12 protein-coding genes are annotated in these 14,447 nt (G+C 71.9%); 5 read left to right on the top strand and 7 right to left on the bottom strand.

From position 1 onward, the window contains the following. Window positions 1-29: 29 nt before the first annotated feature. The 3 genes from JL106_RS17430 to JL106_RS17420 form a co-directional block, all read right to left on the bottom strand. A complete protein-coding gene (locus JL106_RS17430) occupies window positions 30-1,787 on the bottom strand; it encodes an acetyl/propionyl/methylcrotonyl-CoA carboxylase subunit alpha (RefSeq protein ID WP_205262033.1) in 1,758 nt (585 codons plus the stop codon). A 78-nt stretch (window positions 1,788-1,865) separates the two neighbouring features. Beyond that, window positions 1,866-2,081 carry an acyl-CoA carboxylase epsilon subunit gene (locus JL106_RS17425; protein WP_205262032.1) on the bottom strand — a complete coding sequence of 72 codons (216 nt, stop codon included), beginning with the start codon at window positions 2,079-2,081 and terminating at the stop codon, window positions 1,866-1,868. A 56-nt stretch (window positions 2,082-2,137) separates the two neighbouring features. Further along, window positions 2,138-3,742, bottom strand: a complete 1,605-nt coding sequence (locus JL106_RS17420) for an acyl-CoA carboxylase subunit beta (RefSeq protein WP_205262130.1) — start codon at window positions 3,740-3,742, stop codon at window positions 2,138-2,140. Between the two features lie 177 nt (window positions 3,743-3,919). Between JL106_RS17420 and JL106_RS17415 the strand changes: the two genes are divergently transcribed. The 3 genes from JL106_RS17415 (at window position 3,920) to msrA (ending at window position 7,288) form a co-directional block, all read left to right on the top strand. After that, the gene (locus JL106_RS17415; RefSeq protein ID WP_205262031.1) at window positions 3,920-4,633 is read left to right on the top strand and encodes a TetR/AcrR family transcriptional regulator; all 714 of its coding nucleotides are present in this window, start codon (window positions 3,920-3,922) and stop codon (window positions 4,631-4,633) included. 72 nt (window positions 4,634-4,705) lie between these two features. Beyond that, window positions 4,706-6,664 carry a hypothetical protein gene (locus JL106_RS17410; protein WP_205262030.1) on the top strand — a complete coding sequence of 653 codons (1,959 nt, stop codon included), beginning with the start codon at window positions 4,706-4,708 and terminating at the stop codon, window positions 6,662-6,664. Between the two features lie 108 nt (window positions 6,665-6,772). Continuing rightward, on the top strand, window positions 6,773-7,288 hold the full coding sequence (gene msrA, locus JL106_RS17405; protein WP_205262029.1) for a peptide-methionine (S)-S-oxide reductase MsrA: 516 nt from the start codon (window positions 6,773-6,775) through the stop codon (window positions 7,286-7,288). Here msrA and JL106_RS17400 read toward each other — a convergent pair. Both JL106_RS17400 and JL106_RS17395 read right to left on the bottom strand, forming a co-directional pair. Next, complete coding sequence (locus JL106_RS17400; protein ID WP_205262028.1) at window positions 7,222-8,706, bottom strand: HNH endonuclease; 1,485 nt, start codon at window positions 8,704-8,706, stop codon at window positions 7,222-7,224. The two genes, msrA and JL106_RS17400, sit on opposite strands and share 67 nt — an antisense overlap. 529 nt (window positions 8,707-9,235) lie before the next feature. Further along, window positions 9,236-9,931: an SDR family NAD(P)-dependent oxidoreductase gene (locus tag JL106_RS17395; RefSeq protein ID WP_205262027.1), complete on the bottom strand. Its 696-nt coding sequence runs from the start codon at window positions 9,929-9,931 to the stop codon at window positions 9,236-9,238. A 103-nt stretch (window positions 9,932-10,034) separates the two neighbouring features. Here JL106_RS17395 and JL106_RS17390 point away from each other — a divergent pair, with 103 nt between their 5' ends. Next, window positions 10,035-10,892, top strand: coding sequence for a helix-turn-helix transcriptional regulator (locus JL106_RS17390; protein ID WP_205262026.1), 858 nt, complete (start codon window positions 10,035-10,037; stop codon window positions 10,890-10,892). Window positions 10,893-11,022: 130 nt separating this feature from the next. Further along, window positions 11,023-13,170, top strand: a complete 2,148-nt coding sequence (gene helR, locus JL106_RS17385) for an RNA polymerase recycling motor ATPase HelR (protein WP_205262025.1) — start codon at window positions 11,023-11,025, stop codon at window positions 13,168-13,170. Here the strand turns inward: helR and JL106_RS17380 are convergent, their stop codons facing one another. Together JL106_RS17380 and JL106_RS17375 are read right to left on the bottom strand one after the other, a co-directional pair. Further along, the gene (locus JL106_RS17380; protein ID WP_205262024.1) at window positions 13,171-13,737 is read right to left on the bottom strand and encodes a dihydrofolate reductase family protein; all 567 of its coding nucleotides are present in this window, start codon (window positions 13,735-13,737) and stop codon (window positions 13,171-13,173) included. It lies immediately after the preceding gene. A gap of 120 nt (window positions 13,738-13,857) precedes the next feature. Continuing rightward, the gene (locus JL106_RS17375) at window positions 13,858-14,307 is read right to left on the bottom strand and encodes a MarR family winged helix-turn-helix transcriptional regulator (RefSeq protein ID WP_205262023.1); all 450 of its coding nucleotides are present in this window, start codon (window positions 14,305-14,307) and stop codon (window positions 13,858-13,860) included. Window positions 14,308-14,447: the final 140 nt, after the last annotated feature.

The following is a 14,447-nucleotide window of genomic DNA, read 5'->3' as shown; positions in this document are numbered from 1 at the left end:
CGCCCGCACGCTACCGGGCGGGGGTCAACTCACTCGCTGCCGTCGAGGATCTCGCACACCGTCGATCCGGAGGTGACGGCGTCTCCGGGAGCCAGACTCAATCCCTTCACCGTGCCCGCGCGGTGCGCGGTCAGCGGCTGCTCCATCTTCATCGCCTCGACCATGACGATCAGGTCACCGGCCTCGACGGTGTCCCCGTCGGACACCGCGACCTTGACCACGGTGCCCTGCATCGGCGCGACCAGCGATGCGCCCGACGCGGCCACCACGCCGCTGCGCCCACCGGCACGTCGGGGCTTGGCCTTGGCCCGGCCGCCGGCGCCGCCGAGGGCGAGACCGCCCGGGATGCTGACCTCGAGCCGCTTGCCGCCGACCTCGACGACAACGGTCCGGCGCTCCTGCTCCTCGGACTCCGGCGTACCGGTCGGGGTGAACGCCGGGATGGTGTTGTCGAACTCGCTCTCGATCCACCGGGTGAACACCGTGAACGGCTCGCTGGTGAACGCGGGGTCGCGGACCACGGCGCGGTGGAACGGGATGGTGGTGGCCAGCCCGTCGACGACCAGCTCGTCCAGCGCCCGTCGGGACCGGGCCAGCGCCTCCTCGCGGGTCTCGCCCCACACGATCAGCTTGGCCAGCAGCGAGTCGAAGTTGCCGCCGATGACGTCGCCGGCCTCGACGCCGGAGTCCATCCGGACGCCCGGACCGGCCGGCTCGCGGTACGCGATCACCGCGCCCGGGGCCGGCAGGAAGTTGCGGCCCGGGTCCTCGCCGTTGATGCGGAACTCGATGGCGTGGCCGCGTGGGGTCGGATCCTCGGTGAAGCGCAGCACCTCGCCCTCGGCGATGCGGAACTGCTCGCGCACCAGGTCGATCCCCGCGGTCTCCTCGGAGACCGGGTGCTCGACCTGCAGCCGGGTGTTCACCTCGAGGAAGGAGATGACGCCGTCCGCGCCGACCAGGTACTCGACGGTGCCCGCGCCGGAGTACTTGGCCTCACGGCAGATGGCCTTGGCGCTGGAGTGGATGGTGGCCCGCTGCTCGTCGGTCAGGAACGGCGCGGGGGCCTCCTCGACCAGCTTCTGGTTGCGGCGCTGCAGCGAGCAGTCGCGGGTGCCGACCACGACGACGTTGCCGTGCAGGTCGGCCAGCACCTGGGCCTCGACGTGCCGGGAGCGGTCCAGGTACCGCTCGACGAAGCACTCGCCGCGGCCGAACGCCGAGATCGCCTCGCGGACGGCGCTGGCGTACAGCTCTGGGATCTCCTCGATGGTGCGGGCGATCTTCAATCCACGGCCGCCACCACCGAAGGCAGCCTTGATGGCCACCGGCACCCCGTGCTCTCGGGCGAAGGCGACCACCTCGTCGGCACCGGACACCGGGTCCTTGGTACCGGGGACCAGCGGGGCACCGGCGCGCAGGGCGATGTGCCGGGCGGTGACCTTGTCGCCGAGATCGCTGATGGCCTGCGGGGACGGCCCGATCCAGGTCAGCCCGGCGTCCAGCACGGCCTGGGCGAACTCGGCGTTCTCGGACAGGAAGCCGTAGCCGGGGTGCACGCCGTCGGCGCCGGACTGCTGGGCGACCTCGATGACCTTGTCGATGCGCAGGTACGACTCGCCGGGGGTGGTACCGCCGAGCGCGTAGGCCTCGTCGGCCATCTTCACGTGCGGCATGTCGCGGTCCGGCTCGGCGTAGACGGCGACCGAGGTGTAGCCGGCGTCCTTGCACGCGCGGATCACCCGGACCGCGATCTCACCGCGGTTGGCGATCAGGACCTTCTGCATGGTTGTCCTCTCCGAGGCCCGATGACGACTGGGCGGCTGGTGCGGGTCGATCAAGCGTCAGCGCTGGTGCTGGCGGACTCAACGGCCTTCGAAGGCGGCCCGTGGGTCGGACCAGCCGGGGACGGTCGGGCGACCGGGCCGGGCCGAGGCGGCCCACCGGTCTGCGCGCGGGGTGCGCGGTTCGGCCTCCCCGCCGCCGAGCTGCAGCAGCACCGCGACCACCGCGGCGACCTCCTCGGCGGTCGCGGACGACGAGATGCGCAGGGCGGGAACCTCTGCGTGCGAGCCGCTCACAGCACCCGATGTCGCGTGCGAGCCGCTCACAGCACCCGATGTCGCGTGCGAGCCGCTCACAGCGGGATGTTCCCGTGCTTGCGCGGCGGGGCCGACTGCCGTTTGTTGCGCAGCACCCGCAGCGAGCGGATGACGTAGGCCCGGGTCCTGGACGGCTCGATCACCGAGTCGATGTAGCCGCGCTCGGCCGCGATGTACGGGTTCACCAGGGTGTCCTCGTACTCGGCGATCACCTGGGCGCGCAGTGTCTCCGGGTCGTCGGCGGCGGCCAGCGCGCGCCGGTGCAGGATGTTGGCCGCGCCCTGGGCCCCCATGACGGCGATCTGCGCGGTCGGCCACGCCAGGTTCACGTCGGCCCCGAGATGCTTGGAACCCATGACGTCGTAGGCGCCGCCGAACGACTTGCGCGTCACGATGGTGATCTTCGGGACGGTGGCCTCGGCGTAGGCGTAGATCAGCTTGGCACCGCGGCGGATGATGCCGGCGTGTTCCTGGCCGACGCCGGGCAGGAACCCGGGCACGTCGACCAGAGTGAGCACCGGGATGTTGAAGGCATCGCAGGTGCGGACGAAGCGGGCCGCCTTCTCGGAGGCGTCGATGTCCAGGCAGCCGGCCAGGTGCAGCGGCTGGTTGGCCACGATGCCGACCGGACGGCCCTCGATGCGGCCGAAGCCGATGACGATGTTCTGCGCGAAGAGCTCCTGGACCTCGACGAAGTCGCCGTCGTCCACGAGGTGCTCGACGATGAGCCGGATGTCGTACGGCTGGTTGGCCGAGTCGGGGATGAAGGTGTCGAGTTCGAGGTCCTCGGCGGTGATCTCGAGGTCAGCCTCGGCGTCGGCGTCGACCGGCGGCTCGTCCAGGTTGTTGCTGGGCAGGAACGACAGCAGCGCCTTGACGTAGTCCAGCGCGTCGTCCTCGTCGGCGGCCAGGTAGTGCGCGGTGCCGCTGGTGGCGCTGTGCACCTGGGCGCCGCCCAGCTCGTCGAGGGTGACGTTCTCGCCGGTGACGCTGCGGACCACGTCCGGGCCGGTGATGAACATCTGCGAGGTCTTGTCGACCATGACGATGAAGTCGGTGAGCGCCGGGGAGTAGACGTGCCCGCCGGCTGCGGCTCCCATGACCAGGGAGATCTGCGGGATGACCCCGGAGGCCTGGACGTTGCGGTAGAAGATGTCGCCGTACAGGCCGAGCGAGACGACGCCCTCCTGGATGCGCGCGCCGCCGCCCTCGTTGATGCCGATGACCGGACAGCCGTTCTTCAGCGCGAAGTCGAGGACCTTGACGATCTTCTCGCCGTAGACCTCGCCGAGGCTCCCGCCGAAGACGGTGACGTCCTGGCTGAACACACACACCGGCCGACCGTCCACGGTGCCGTGGCCGGTGACGACACCGTCACCGAACGGCCGTTGCGCGTCCATGCCGAAGTTCGTGGAGCGGTGCCGGGCGAACTCGTCGAACTCGATGAAGCTGCCCTCGTCGAGCAGCTGCTCGATGCGCTCCCGGGCCGTCTTCTTGCCCTTGGCGTGCTGCCGCTCCACGGCGCGCGCCGACCCCGCGTGCACCGCATCGTCGTAGCGACGCCGCAGGTCCGCGATCTTGCCGGCTGTGGTGTGGATGTCGGGCCCTGTCTCGGCGGACGAGCTCACCGGATCCACCATTGCGCCGTCGACACTCACACCGATCTCCGTCCGGGTCGACCCTGGAACTTCCGCAGCACATGGCACCGGGCCGGCGGAGGCTGGACCACGACGGTCGCCGTGCCGCACAATGTCGGTACCTAGTGCCGGATGGACGGTACTCGGTACCACCTGGTGGTGCAACCGGAGGTGAGACCCATGACCGGGACGAGTCCGTTGCCGTCCACCCGGCCGGCCCCGACGGCCCGCCCGGCAGCCGAGCGACTGATGGACGCCGCGTTCGAGTTGTTCGACGAGCGTGGGTACGAGCAGACCACCGTCGAGGAGATCGCCGAGCGGGCGCAGGTCAGCCGCACCACGTTCTTCCGGCACTACCGATCGAAGGAGGAGGTCATCTTCCCGCGGCACGAGGTGCTGCTGGAGTCGATCCGGCAGCGGCTGGCCACCTCCACCGAACGGACCGCGTTGATCGCGGTGTCCGATGCGGTCCGGCTGGTCCTGCTGAGCTACCTGGAGGAGGGCGACCGGGCGCGCAACCGGTACGCGCTGACCAGCCGGGTCGGCGCGCTGCGGGACCGGGAGATCGCCTCGGGGGCGCGGTACCAACGGTTGTTCCGGGAGTTCATCAGCAGCTGGGTCGGGCCGGCGTCGCTCACGGCCCTGCAGGCTGAGTTGATGGCGGCGGCCGTGGTCGCCGCGCACAACCACGTGCTGCGCCGGTGGCTGCGCGGCGAGTCGGACGATCCGGTGACGGAAGTGGACGACGCCCTGGCCGATGTGGTGCGGCTGTTCACCGCGCCCGAGGAGCGGGTGGGTGAGCCGGGCCAGGGCACCACCGTGGTGGTGCTGCAGTCGGACCGGCCGTTGGACGAGGTGCTGCCGGCGCTGCGGCGGGCGGTCGCCGGCGAGTGAACCCGACCGGCCGGTGGAGCCCGGTCTCCTAGAGTGGGAGCCCAGATTCGACCGACCGGAAGAGGGGGCCCGGTGGCCGACACGCCCGCGCCGCACGACCCGCAGTCGTCCGCTCCCGACGGGCGGTTCGACGAACTCCTGGCCGCAGCCGGCTCCTACCTGGGCAGCGCGACCCGGATCATCCGCGGTGACCTGCGGATGATCGCGGGCCTGCTGCAGCCCGGGGAGCGGGTGCTGGCCCTGGCCATGGGCCAACTGGAGGGGCGGGCCCGGATGGTGCCGCAGCTGGTCACCGCGACCGACCGCCGCATCCTGCTCACCCAGCGCCGGGTCACCCCGATCGGCCGGGATTGGGTGCAGGAGGTGGCGTGGGACGACGTGCGGTCGGCGTCGGTGCAGGGCGACGTCGGGTTCCTGAGCACCACGGCCGCGACCTGGCGGCTGACCAAGGCGATGCCGTTGCACGCGTTCGAGGTCATCGACCGGTTCCGCGGCGACAGCCGCGGCGCGCCTGCTCCGACCGCGCCGCCGCCGCTCGCGCCCCGGTCCGAGCGGCTGGCCGACGCCGGGGACGACGTGCACCTGGACGGCGTGGCCCGGCGGGACGTCGACGGAGTGCCGGTGTTCTGGCCCGAGCGGCGGTCCGGAATTCCGGGGGTGCTCCGGGCGCGGCTGGTGTTCGGGGTCGGGATCCGCGACGAGGCGTTCCCGAGGACCGGGATCACCCGGCTGGTGGCCCGGTTGATCGAGCAGACCGCGGTGCGCACCGGTGTCGCGCTGCCGATCGCGATGTCGGTGGACGCGCATCTGACCACCCTGGAGGTCGCGGGGGCCGATGTGGCGGTGGCCGACGCGATCGAGCGGCTGTCCCGCGCGGTGGCGGTGCTCGACGTCAGCGGGCTGGGCCAGGAGTGGCGTGAGCTGACCACCAGCCCGGTGCCCCGTCCCGACCTGGGCACGGCCGAATGGCTGCCCGCGTTCAGCCGGTTCGGCAACCGCGGCGTGGGGCTGCTGGCCGCGGCCGAGCTGGCCCCGCACACCTCCACCGTCGACGACGTGATCACCTGGGCGCGGCGGTGGTTCCACCGGGACAACGCCGCACTGGTGCTCGACGATGCGCCGCCGGCCGGGCTGCGGCTGCCGGTCCCGGCACCGCGGGGACGCTGGTGGCCGGGCGTGCACGACGCCGCCGACCTGCTCGATCCGGTGGCCGGACCGGTCCCGGGGTGGACGCCGGCCGAGGACGCCGTGCTGCTCAGCGTGTTCGACGCCTGGACGCCGGAGCTGGCCGTGGGCTGGGCGGTGCTGGAGCAGCGGCTGCGAGCACGAGTTCCGGACGTCGCCATGGCGGTGACGGTGCTGCCGGTCTCCGGTGACCGCGTCGTCGCCTCCCTCGGTGCATCGGTGGACACGGGCAGCGCCGGGACCGTGGCGGCCGCCGTGCAGCAGGCGATCGCCAACCTGCCCAGCCGCCCGGTGACCAGCGCTGAGGTGGGGGCGGTCGCGGACCGTTCGCCCGACAGCGTCGACGCCGCTCTGGCCCAGGCCGCCGCCCATCTGATGGACCTGACCGTGCCCGTCGCTCATCCCGACGTCTCGGTCGAGCCCTGGGCAGTCGACGAGGCACTGCAGACCGCACTGGACACGGCCGTCCTGGCGGTCCCGCCGGCGGCCGCACCGACCGATCTCCCGGCCCTGGACAGCTCCGGCGGTCCGGTGGTGACGGGTGTGCCGTTCCAGCGGGCACTGCTCGGCTCGGCGGTCCCCCGTGGTTCCGAGATGGTCGCCGGCGAGGAGGGCCTGTCGGTGCGGTCGGGCGACAGCCAGACGTGGACGACGGTGCGGTACCGCGACGTCGTCGGGCTGCGCATCGAGCAGATCGGTCCGGGCGACGAGGTGCTCATGCTGGTCGTCGGCAGCGGGCCGTCGCTCATCTGGCGGGCCAAGGACTGGCGCAAGGGCGCGCTGGCCGTGGCCGAGGCGATCCGGAAGGCCGTGCCGGTGGACCGGCACTACCGACTGCCCAGCTGACAGCCGGACCGGGATGACCGGTGGGATGACCACGAACCTGGCCGTGGTTGTACTGGATACGCTCGGACAGCCGAGCGCTGTGCGCTTCCCTGCGATCGAGGAGACCTGATGACGACAGCACGTGCAGTTCTGGCCGGTGGCTGCTTCTGGGGCATGCAGGACCTCATCCGCAAGCAGCCCGGCGTGGTCAGCACCCGGGTCGGCTACACCGGGGGGCAGAACGACCACCCGACGTACACGAATCACCCGGGCCACGCCGAGGCCATCGAGATCATCTACGACCCGGCCGTGACGTCCTACCGGGATCTGCTGGAGTTCTTCTTCCAGATCCACGACCCGTCGACGAAGAACCGTCAGGGCAACGACATCGGCACCAGCTACCGCTCGGCCATCTTCTACGCCGACGATGAGCAGCAGCAGGTCGCCGAGGACACCATCGCCGACGTGGACGCCTCCGGCCTGTGGCCCGGCAAGGTCGTCACCGAGGTCGTCCCGGAGGTCGCCTTCTGGGAGGCCGAGCCGGAGCACCAGGACTACCTGGAGCGGATCCCGTGGGGCTACACCTGCCATTTCCCGCGTCCCAACTGGCGACTGCCGCGCCGGGCCGCGAGCACCAGCGCCTGATCGGCTTGCGGGACGGGGCGGCCGGCGTCGGCCGCCCCCGCTGAGCCTGCTTCGAGTGAGTCGGTCCCGTCCCACTCCGCCGAGCGCGGTGGTGTGGGCGGGACACTGCGGTACTCATGGCCCGTCGGCGTGATGATGACCGCCGCCGCGCCGGTGCCGTCGGTGTGCCAGCCGTCGTGGTCCTTGGTGAGGTTGCAGCGCGCGCAGAGGCCTTGGCCGTTGTCGAGCAGGGTGGGGCCTTGGTCGGTGTGGGGCTGGATGTGGTCGGCGTGGCGGATGGGGGCGTCGCACCAGGGTGTTCGGCAGGTCTGGTCGCGGGCGATGAGGAACTGTCGGTCCAAGAACGCGAACCGACGGCGTCTGGGGTCGGCGTGGGTGAGCTGGCCGGTCGGGTCCTGGAACAGCCGCCGGACAAAGACGCGCGATGATTCGGGGGCTTGGCGGATGAGGTGCCGGGCGAGGCTGGCGGGGATGGGGCCGTGGCCGACGATGACGGCGGGTTCGGTGTCGCCGTCGAGCAGGGTGCGGTCGGTCATGACCAGGTTGATGGTCAGGTCGACGCCCGCGGGCACGGTGGGCAGGTCGCTCATGTCAGCGGCGTCATCGCTGGCCTCGACCGTGTCGGCGGCGGGGGCGGCGACGGCGGTGACGCGAGCAACCAACTCATCGGCCATGACCTGGCCCCGGCCACGCTCGTCGCCGGCGGCGAACACGGTGTCAGCGTGCCGCTGCAGGGCCGCGATCACGGCGACGCCCTGCACGACGGGCAGCAGCGCGGTCAGGTACGTCATGCAGTCCGGCGCCGGGCGGAGGCTGACCCGCCGGTCGTGGTGGGCTTTGGCGTTCCGCGCGACCGCCTGTTTCGGGTCGAGTCGGTAGGCGATCCGGGTCGCTTCGGCGGCCAATGCCCGGTCGCCGAGCCCGGCGTACGAGCCGGCCAGTTCGTGGTCGGCGGCGCGGCGGAGGTCGGGGTTGAGGTAGGCGGTCTCCCGGGCGACCAGGGTGGCCCTCCATTCGCTGACCGCACCGCGGCGCAGGGCGGCGCCCAGCTTCGGCAGCTCGTCGCGCAGGGCGACGGCCAGGCCCAGGTGGCGGCCGCCCTGGTGCGGTGAGACCCGACGGGCGAGGGCGACCTGCGCGCCGACGGATCGGCGGACCGCGAGCCGCCGCCGCTTGGCCGCATCACCCGACTCATTCGGCGAGGCCGCACTGTCGGAGGCGGTGAGTTGACTGTCCAACAGCGCAGTCGTGGACCGGGCCTGCACCGCGGCCGCGGCGGCTTTGAGCCGCTCGAGACCGGTGATCAGTTCGACCAGGTCGTGCTCGCCGAGCCCGTGCGGCCCGGTGGTGGCGAATTGGTCGACCCACGCGGTGACCACGGCCGGGGTCACCGGTTGCTGGGTCAGCGTGTTCGACATGTGTTCGATCATACGGCGTTGATCAGCATGTTTCGAGGTTATCCACATGATCGAACGGGTGGCGTTCCGGTCGTCGCACTGTCGAGTAGCCCGATCACCGGCGAACGGACGATGTGCGACGACGCATCTGCCACAGCGCTTCTCGCGGAGCGACGGCGACCCGCACGACAGACACCGATCGCGCCCGTCGCTGACCGCCCGACACCGAAGTCACCCACTGTCCGGCGCCTGACGTCCGATCGCGAGACGTGCTGCTTCATCAGGGCTTTCGGTCCTGCTCGGAACCACACTCGCGATCCAGGCTGCCCACGGACGCATCGCTCTGGTGCAGCCGTCCATCGCGCACCCGGTCATCCTTGGTGGTTCGACTGCTCGGCGATCTGGACGTCCTGCCCGGACGACCGTTCGCGATCATCGCCCTCGGTGTCGCCGGCGCTCATCGTCGCCGCCGTGGCCGTCCTGGTGTCCCGATCGAACGACCGACGGCGCCCCGACCCGCCGTCGTCGTCGCCATGACCGCGAACGAGCCTCACCAGGCGACCACCCCCGCCCGGTCCCGGAACACCCCCGTCGGCCCGTCGACGCCGATGGTGGCCAGCTCGACGATCGCGTCGGTGCCCTCGGTCACGGTCTGGTGTCCGGTGTGATGGTTGAAGTCGGTGGCCGTGTAGCCGGGATCGGCCGCGTTGACCTTGATGTCCGGCAGACCCTTGGCGTACTGCGTCGTCAGCATGGTCACGGCTGCCTTCGACGCGGTGTAGAACGGTCCGACGATCGTCGATTCGATCCGGTCGGGATCGTGGGTGGCCGCGAACGAGCCCATCCCGCTGGACACGTTGACGATCACCGGGTTCGCCGACCGGCGCAGCAATGGCAGGAACGCACGCGTCACCCGCACGATGCCGACGACGTTCGTGTCGAGCACCGCGGTGAAGTCGGCCGGCGCGAGCGCATCGATGGGGGCGAGCGGGCCGGACACCCCGGCGTTGTTCACCAGCACGTCGACGGTCCCCTCGTGCGCCTCGACGTCGGCTGCGGCCGCCGCCACGGACTGCTCGTCGGTCACGTCGATCTGCACGAACCGGCCGCCCAGGGCGTCCGCGGCGGCCCGACCCCGGTCCGCGTCCCGCGCACCGATGATGACCGTGTGGCCCAGATCAATGAGCCGTCGGGCGGTCTCGTAGCCGAGGGATTTGTTGGCACCGGTGATGAAGGTCGTGGTCATGCCGCCACTCTGCGGTCGCACGACGGCACCGCGGAAGGCACGGTCCGACCGTGGGACGGGCAGTACCAGTCTCCGCCCGCCCGACGGCGCCAAGATGGAGGCCATGGACGGCGAGACCCTGGGCACGGCGCTGCGCCGATGGCGGGACCGGTTGTCCCCGCGCGACGTCGGCCTGCCGGACCGGCCCGGACGCCGGGCGGCCGGGCTGCGCCGCGAGGAGCTCGCCGATCTGGCCGGCCTGTCCGTCGACTACGTCATCCGCCTCGAGCAGGGCCGCGCCACCCATCCGTCCGCCCAGGTCGTCGCGTCGCTGGCCCGGGCGCTGCAACTGCAGCCCACCGAACGGGACCACGCCCACCGACTGGCCGGGCTGCTGCCGCCCGCCGCCGGCACTGTCTCCCGACACGTCCCGCCCGGTGTCCAGCGGATGCTGTCCCGCCTCGGCGACTTCCCGGTCGGGGTGTTCAGCGCCGACTGGACCCTGTTGATGTGGACGCCGGCATGGGCGGTGCTCATCGGTGATCCGACCGACCGCAGCGATGCCGACCGGAACCTCATCCGCGCGGTGTTCGCCGGCCGGACCGGTGGCCTGTCCGGCTGGCCGGTGCGGCAGCACGACGACGTCGGCCTGCCCAGCGCGCTCGTCGCCGACCTGCGGACCGCGCTGGTCGATCATCCGGACGACCCGGACCTGCCGGCCCTCATCGCCGAGATGCGAGCCACCAGCGCAGACTTCGCGCAGCTGTGGGACCAGGGTGCCGTGGGCCGACACGTCTCGTCACGCAAGACCATCGAGCATCCCGACGTCGGGGACATCACCTGCGACTGCGACGTCCTCACGGTGCCCGGATCGGACGTCCGACTGGTGGTCTACACCGTCGCCGACGGGTCTACCGACGCCGAGAGACTCGAGTTCATCCGGGTGACGGCCGGGCAGCGGGCGACGTCGGCGAAGTACTGACCGCTACTCCCACTTCAACGTACAGCCGACACGGGGTCTTGCCACAAGACCCCGGTCCTGGCGCACCCTGGCTCCTTGCACCGCCCGAAGCGACCGCGGCGCGTCCTGCAGCGAAACGGAGCCCATCACGGTGAAGCCGTTGTCCATCAGCATCTTCCACCTCCCCGAGGACCGTGCGGCCAAGGCCGACCCGGCGCTCATCGGCACCGACGAGCAGCACCTGACCGAGATCGCGGCCTGCCTGGAGCAGTCGATCGCCGAGCTGACCGACCGGCTCGCCGAGACCCGCCGCGCCCCCGGTGGCGGCTACCAGCGGGCGCTGGAACGAGACCAGGAGGTGCACCGGCTCACCGCCCGGCTGCGCACCCTGCGCCGCTTCGGGCTCGACCTGGTCCTCGGCCGCATCGTTCCTGCGGACGCCGACGGACCCACCTACGTCGGCCGCATCGGGCTGTCCGACGCCACCGGCCGGCACCTGGTCGTGGACTGGCGCTCCCCCGTCGCCGAGCCGTTCTTCGGCGCCACCCACGCCGACCCCATGGGCCTGACCAGCCGGCGCCGCTACCGCTGGACCCGGGGCCGGATCACCGACTACTGGGACGAGGTGTTCGCCTGGGACGACTCGATCCGGCGGGAGACGTTGGACGACCAGTCCAGATTCATCGCCAGTCTCGGCGCCACCCGGACCGACCGGATGCGCGATGTCCTCGGCACCATCCAGGCCGACCAGGACGCGATCATCCGGGCCGACTCGCGTGGCGCGCTGGTCGTGGACGGCGGGCCGGGCACCGGCAAGACGGTGGTGGCCCTGCACCGCACCGCCTACCTGCTGTACTCCGACCCACGGCTGGGCCACCACCGCGGCGGCGTGCTGTTCATCGGCCCGTCCGAGCCGTACCTGAGCTACGTGGCCGACGTGCTGCCCAGCCTCGGCGAGGAGGGCGTCCGGACCTGCACCCTGCGGGACCTGGTGGCCGAGGGTGCGGCGGCCGTCCCGGAGTCCGATCCGCAGGTCGCCGCACTGAAGGCGCAGACCCGCATGGTCGACGCGATCGACCGCGCCGTCCGGTTCTCCGAGGAGCCGCCGGACGCCTCGACGACGATCGAGACCGACTGGGGCGACGTCACCGTGGGACCGGACGAGTGGGCGGAGGCGTTCGAGGCTCCGGAGGCAGGCACCCCGCACAACGAGGCCCGCGAGGTGATCGCCGCGGAGTTGGTCGAGATCATCCTGCGCACCACCGATCTCGACGCTCCCGAGGACCAGGTGCGGCCGGCCCTGCTGCGCAGCCGCGAGCTGCGCAACACCCTGCATCGCGCCTGGCCGATGCTGGACGCGGCGGAGGTGGTCGGCGACCTGTGGACCGTGCCGACCTACCTGCGCTGGTGCGCACCCTGGCTCAGCGCTGACGACATCGCCCGGCTGCACCGAGCCGACGGGAAGCGCTGGACCGTGTCCGACCTGCCACTGCTGGACGCGGCGCGGCACCAGGTGGGCGACGCTCGGGCGGCGGACCGCGACCGTCGTCGCAGCGCCACTCTGGCCGCCCGCCGGGGCGAGATGAACGAGGTGGTCGAGGCGCTCATCGAGTCGGACGACTCGGAGATGGCCGTGATGAGCATGCTGCGCGGCGCCGACCTGCGCAACGCCCTGGACGACGAGAGCGACACGCTCACGGCCGATCCCGACGTGCTGGTCGGGGCGTTCGCCCACGTGGTGGTGGACGAGGCGCAGGAGCTGACCGACGCGCAGTGGCGGATGGTGCTGCGCCGCTGTCCGTCCCGCAGCGTCACGGTGGTCGGCGACCGCGGCCAGGCCCGGCACGGCTTCACCGAGTCCTGGACCAACCGGCTCCGCCGGGTCGGGTTCGACCAGGTCCGGCAGGCGTCGCTGCGGATCAACTACCGGACCCCGGTGGAGATCATGGAGGCAGCCGGACCGGTGATCCGGGCGGTGCTGCCAGACGTCACCGTGCCGACGTCCGTGCGCAGCACCGGTCGGCCCGTGCGTCGCGGCACGGTGGCCGAGCTGGACGCCGTGCTGGACGCCTGGACCGCGGCGGACCCGGACGGCATCGGCTGCGTCATCGGCGACCCGACGTTCCCCGGCCGCCCCCGGATCCGTTCGCTGTCCCCGGAGACGGCCAAGGGCCTGGAGTTCGACCTGGTCGTCCTGGTCGACACCGGGCGTCCCGCCGCGACGATCGAGCAGGCGGTGGACCGGTACGTGGCCATGACCCGGGCCACCCAGGAGCTGGTCGTGCTGATCGACCGGTGATCAGCGCTCCGGCACGTCCGGCCGGTACCGCAGCTGCACCACGCCCGAGCTGAACGTCGTCGCCGCGATCAGCTGCAGACGGACGTCGGCGATGCCGTCCCAGACCCGCGGCCCGGTGCCCCACAGGTACGGGCTCAGCGAGAACCGGACCTCGTCGACGAGACCGGCCGCCAGCAGGCTCCGGGCCAGCTCACCGGTCCCGGTGACGACCAGGTCGCCGGGCGTGCGGGCCTTGAGCGCGCTGACGCTCGCGGTGACGTCGCCCTCCAGCAGGGTGGCGTTCCAGGTGAGCGGGCCGGTCAGGGTCCGGGAGGCGACGAACTTGGGCATGGAGTTCATCCGGTGGGCGAAGGCCTCGTAGCCCGGCAGGTCGGCCATCCGCGGCCACACCGCGGCCAGGCCCTCGTAGGTCCGACGGCCGACCAGCATCGCGTCGGCCGCCTGCCACAGGTCCAGGGCCGCCTGCTGACTGTCCGGGTCGAGGACCAGCCAGCCGTCCGGTTCGGGGACCGGCGCCTCGAACGCGCCGTTGACGGTGATGGAGCTGGTGATGACGAGTCGTCCCACTGAGCCTCCTGGCGGCCGCCGCCGCGGCTCGATCGACACAGCGGATCCGACACGACCGACTGCCGGGCGCCGCGCAACTCATCGCACGATCTGCTCATCCCACGTCGGCGCATCGCACCGTCAGTCCTGGGCGTCGCTCCCCGGACCGGCCAGCGCACTGATCAACGCGATCAGCCCGGCACGCAGGGCGGCACTGTCCTGACCGGCCGTCCGCAGGATGTCGTCGGTGAGCCGCTCTCCGCGATCGGACAACGAGGCCACCAGCCCGCGGCCGCGGTCGGTGAGCTGCGCGACCCGGCGGCGACGGTCGGCCGGGTCGGCGTCCCGGGTGATGTGGCCGGTCTGCTCGAGGTGCGCCAGGGTGCGTCCCATGGTCTGTTCGGTGACGTGCTGGGCCCGGGCCAGGACGCGCTGGTCGGCCGGACCGGCCATCAGGGTGGCCAGCACGACGACCCCCGCGTGGGTCACCCCGTCGTCACGCAGCCGGGCGTTCCAGGTGTTCTCCACCAGGCGGGCCGCGGTCGACAGCAACCGGCCGGTCGCCCAAGCTTCGTGCTGCTCCCAGCTCATCCGGCGGTCCCTCCCTGTCCCTGTCCGAGTCCCTGTCCACGACCGGTCCTCATCGTGCCCCGATCAATCCGCACCGTGTGGCAGCATGACCGGAACACTCAGCATGCTGAGTATTGCCCGGCCGCTCCGGAAGGACCCCG

It is taken from the genome of Nakamurella leprariae, from assembly GCF_016918035.1.
In the GTDB taxonomy this organism is placed as follows: Bacteria; Actinomycetota; Actinomycetes; order Mycobacteriales; family Nakamurellaceae; genus Nakamurella; species Nakamurella leprariae.
The sequence above is the reverse complement of the archived record's forward strand: the minus strand, read 5'-3'. Positions and strand labels throughout refer to the sequence as shown.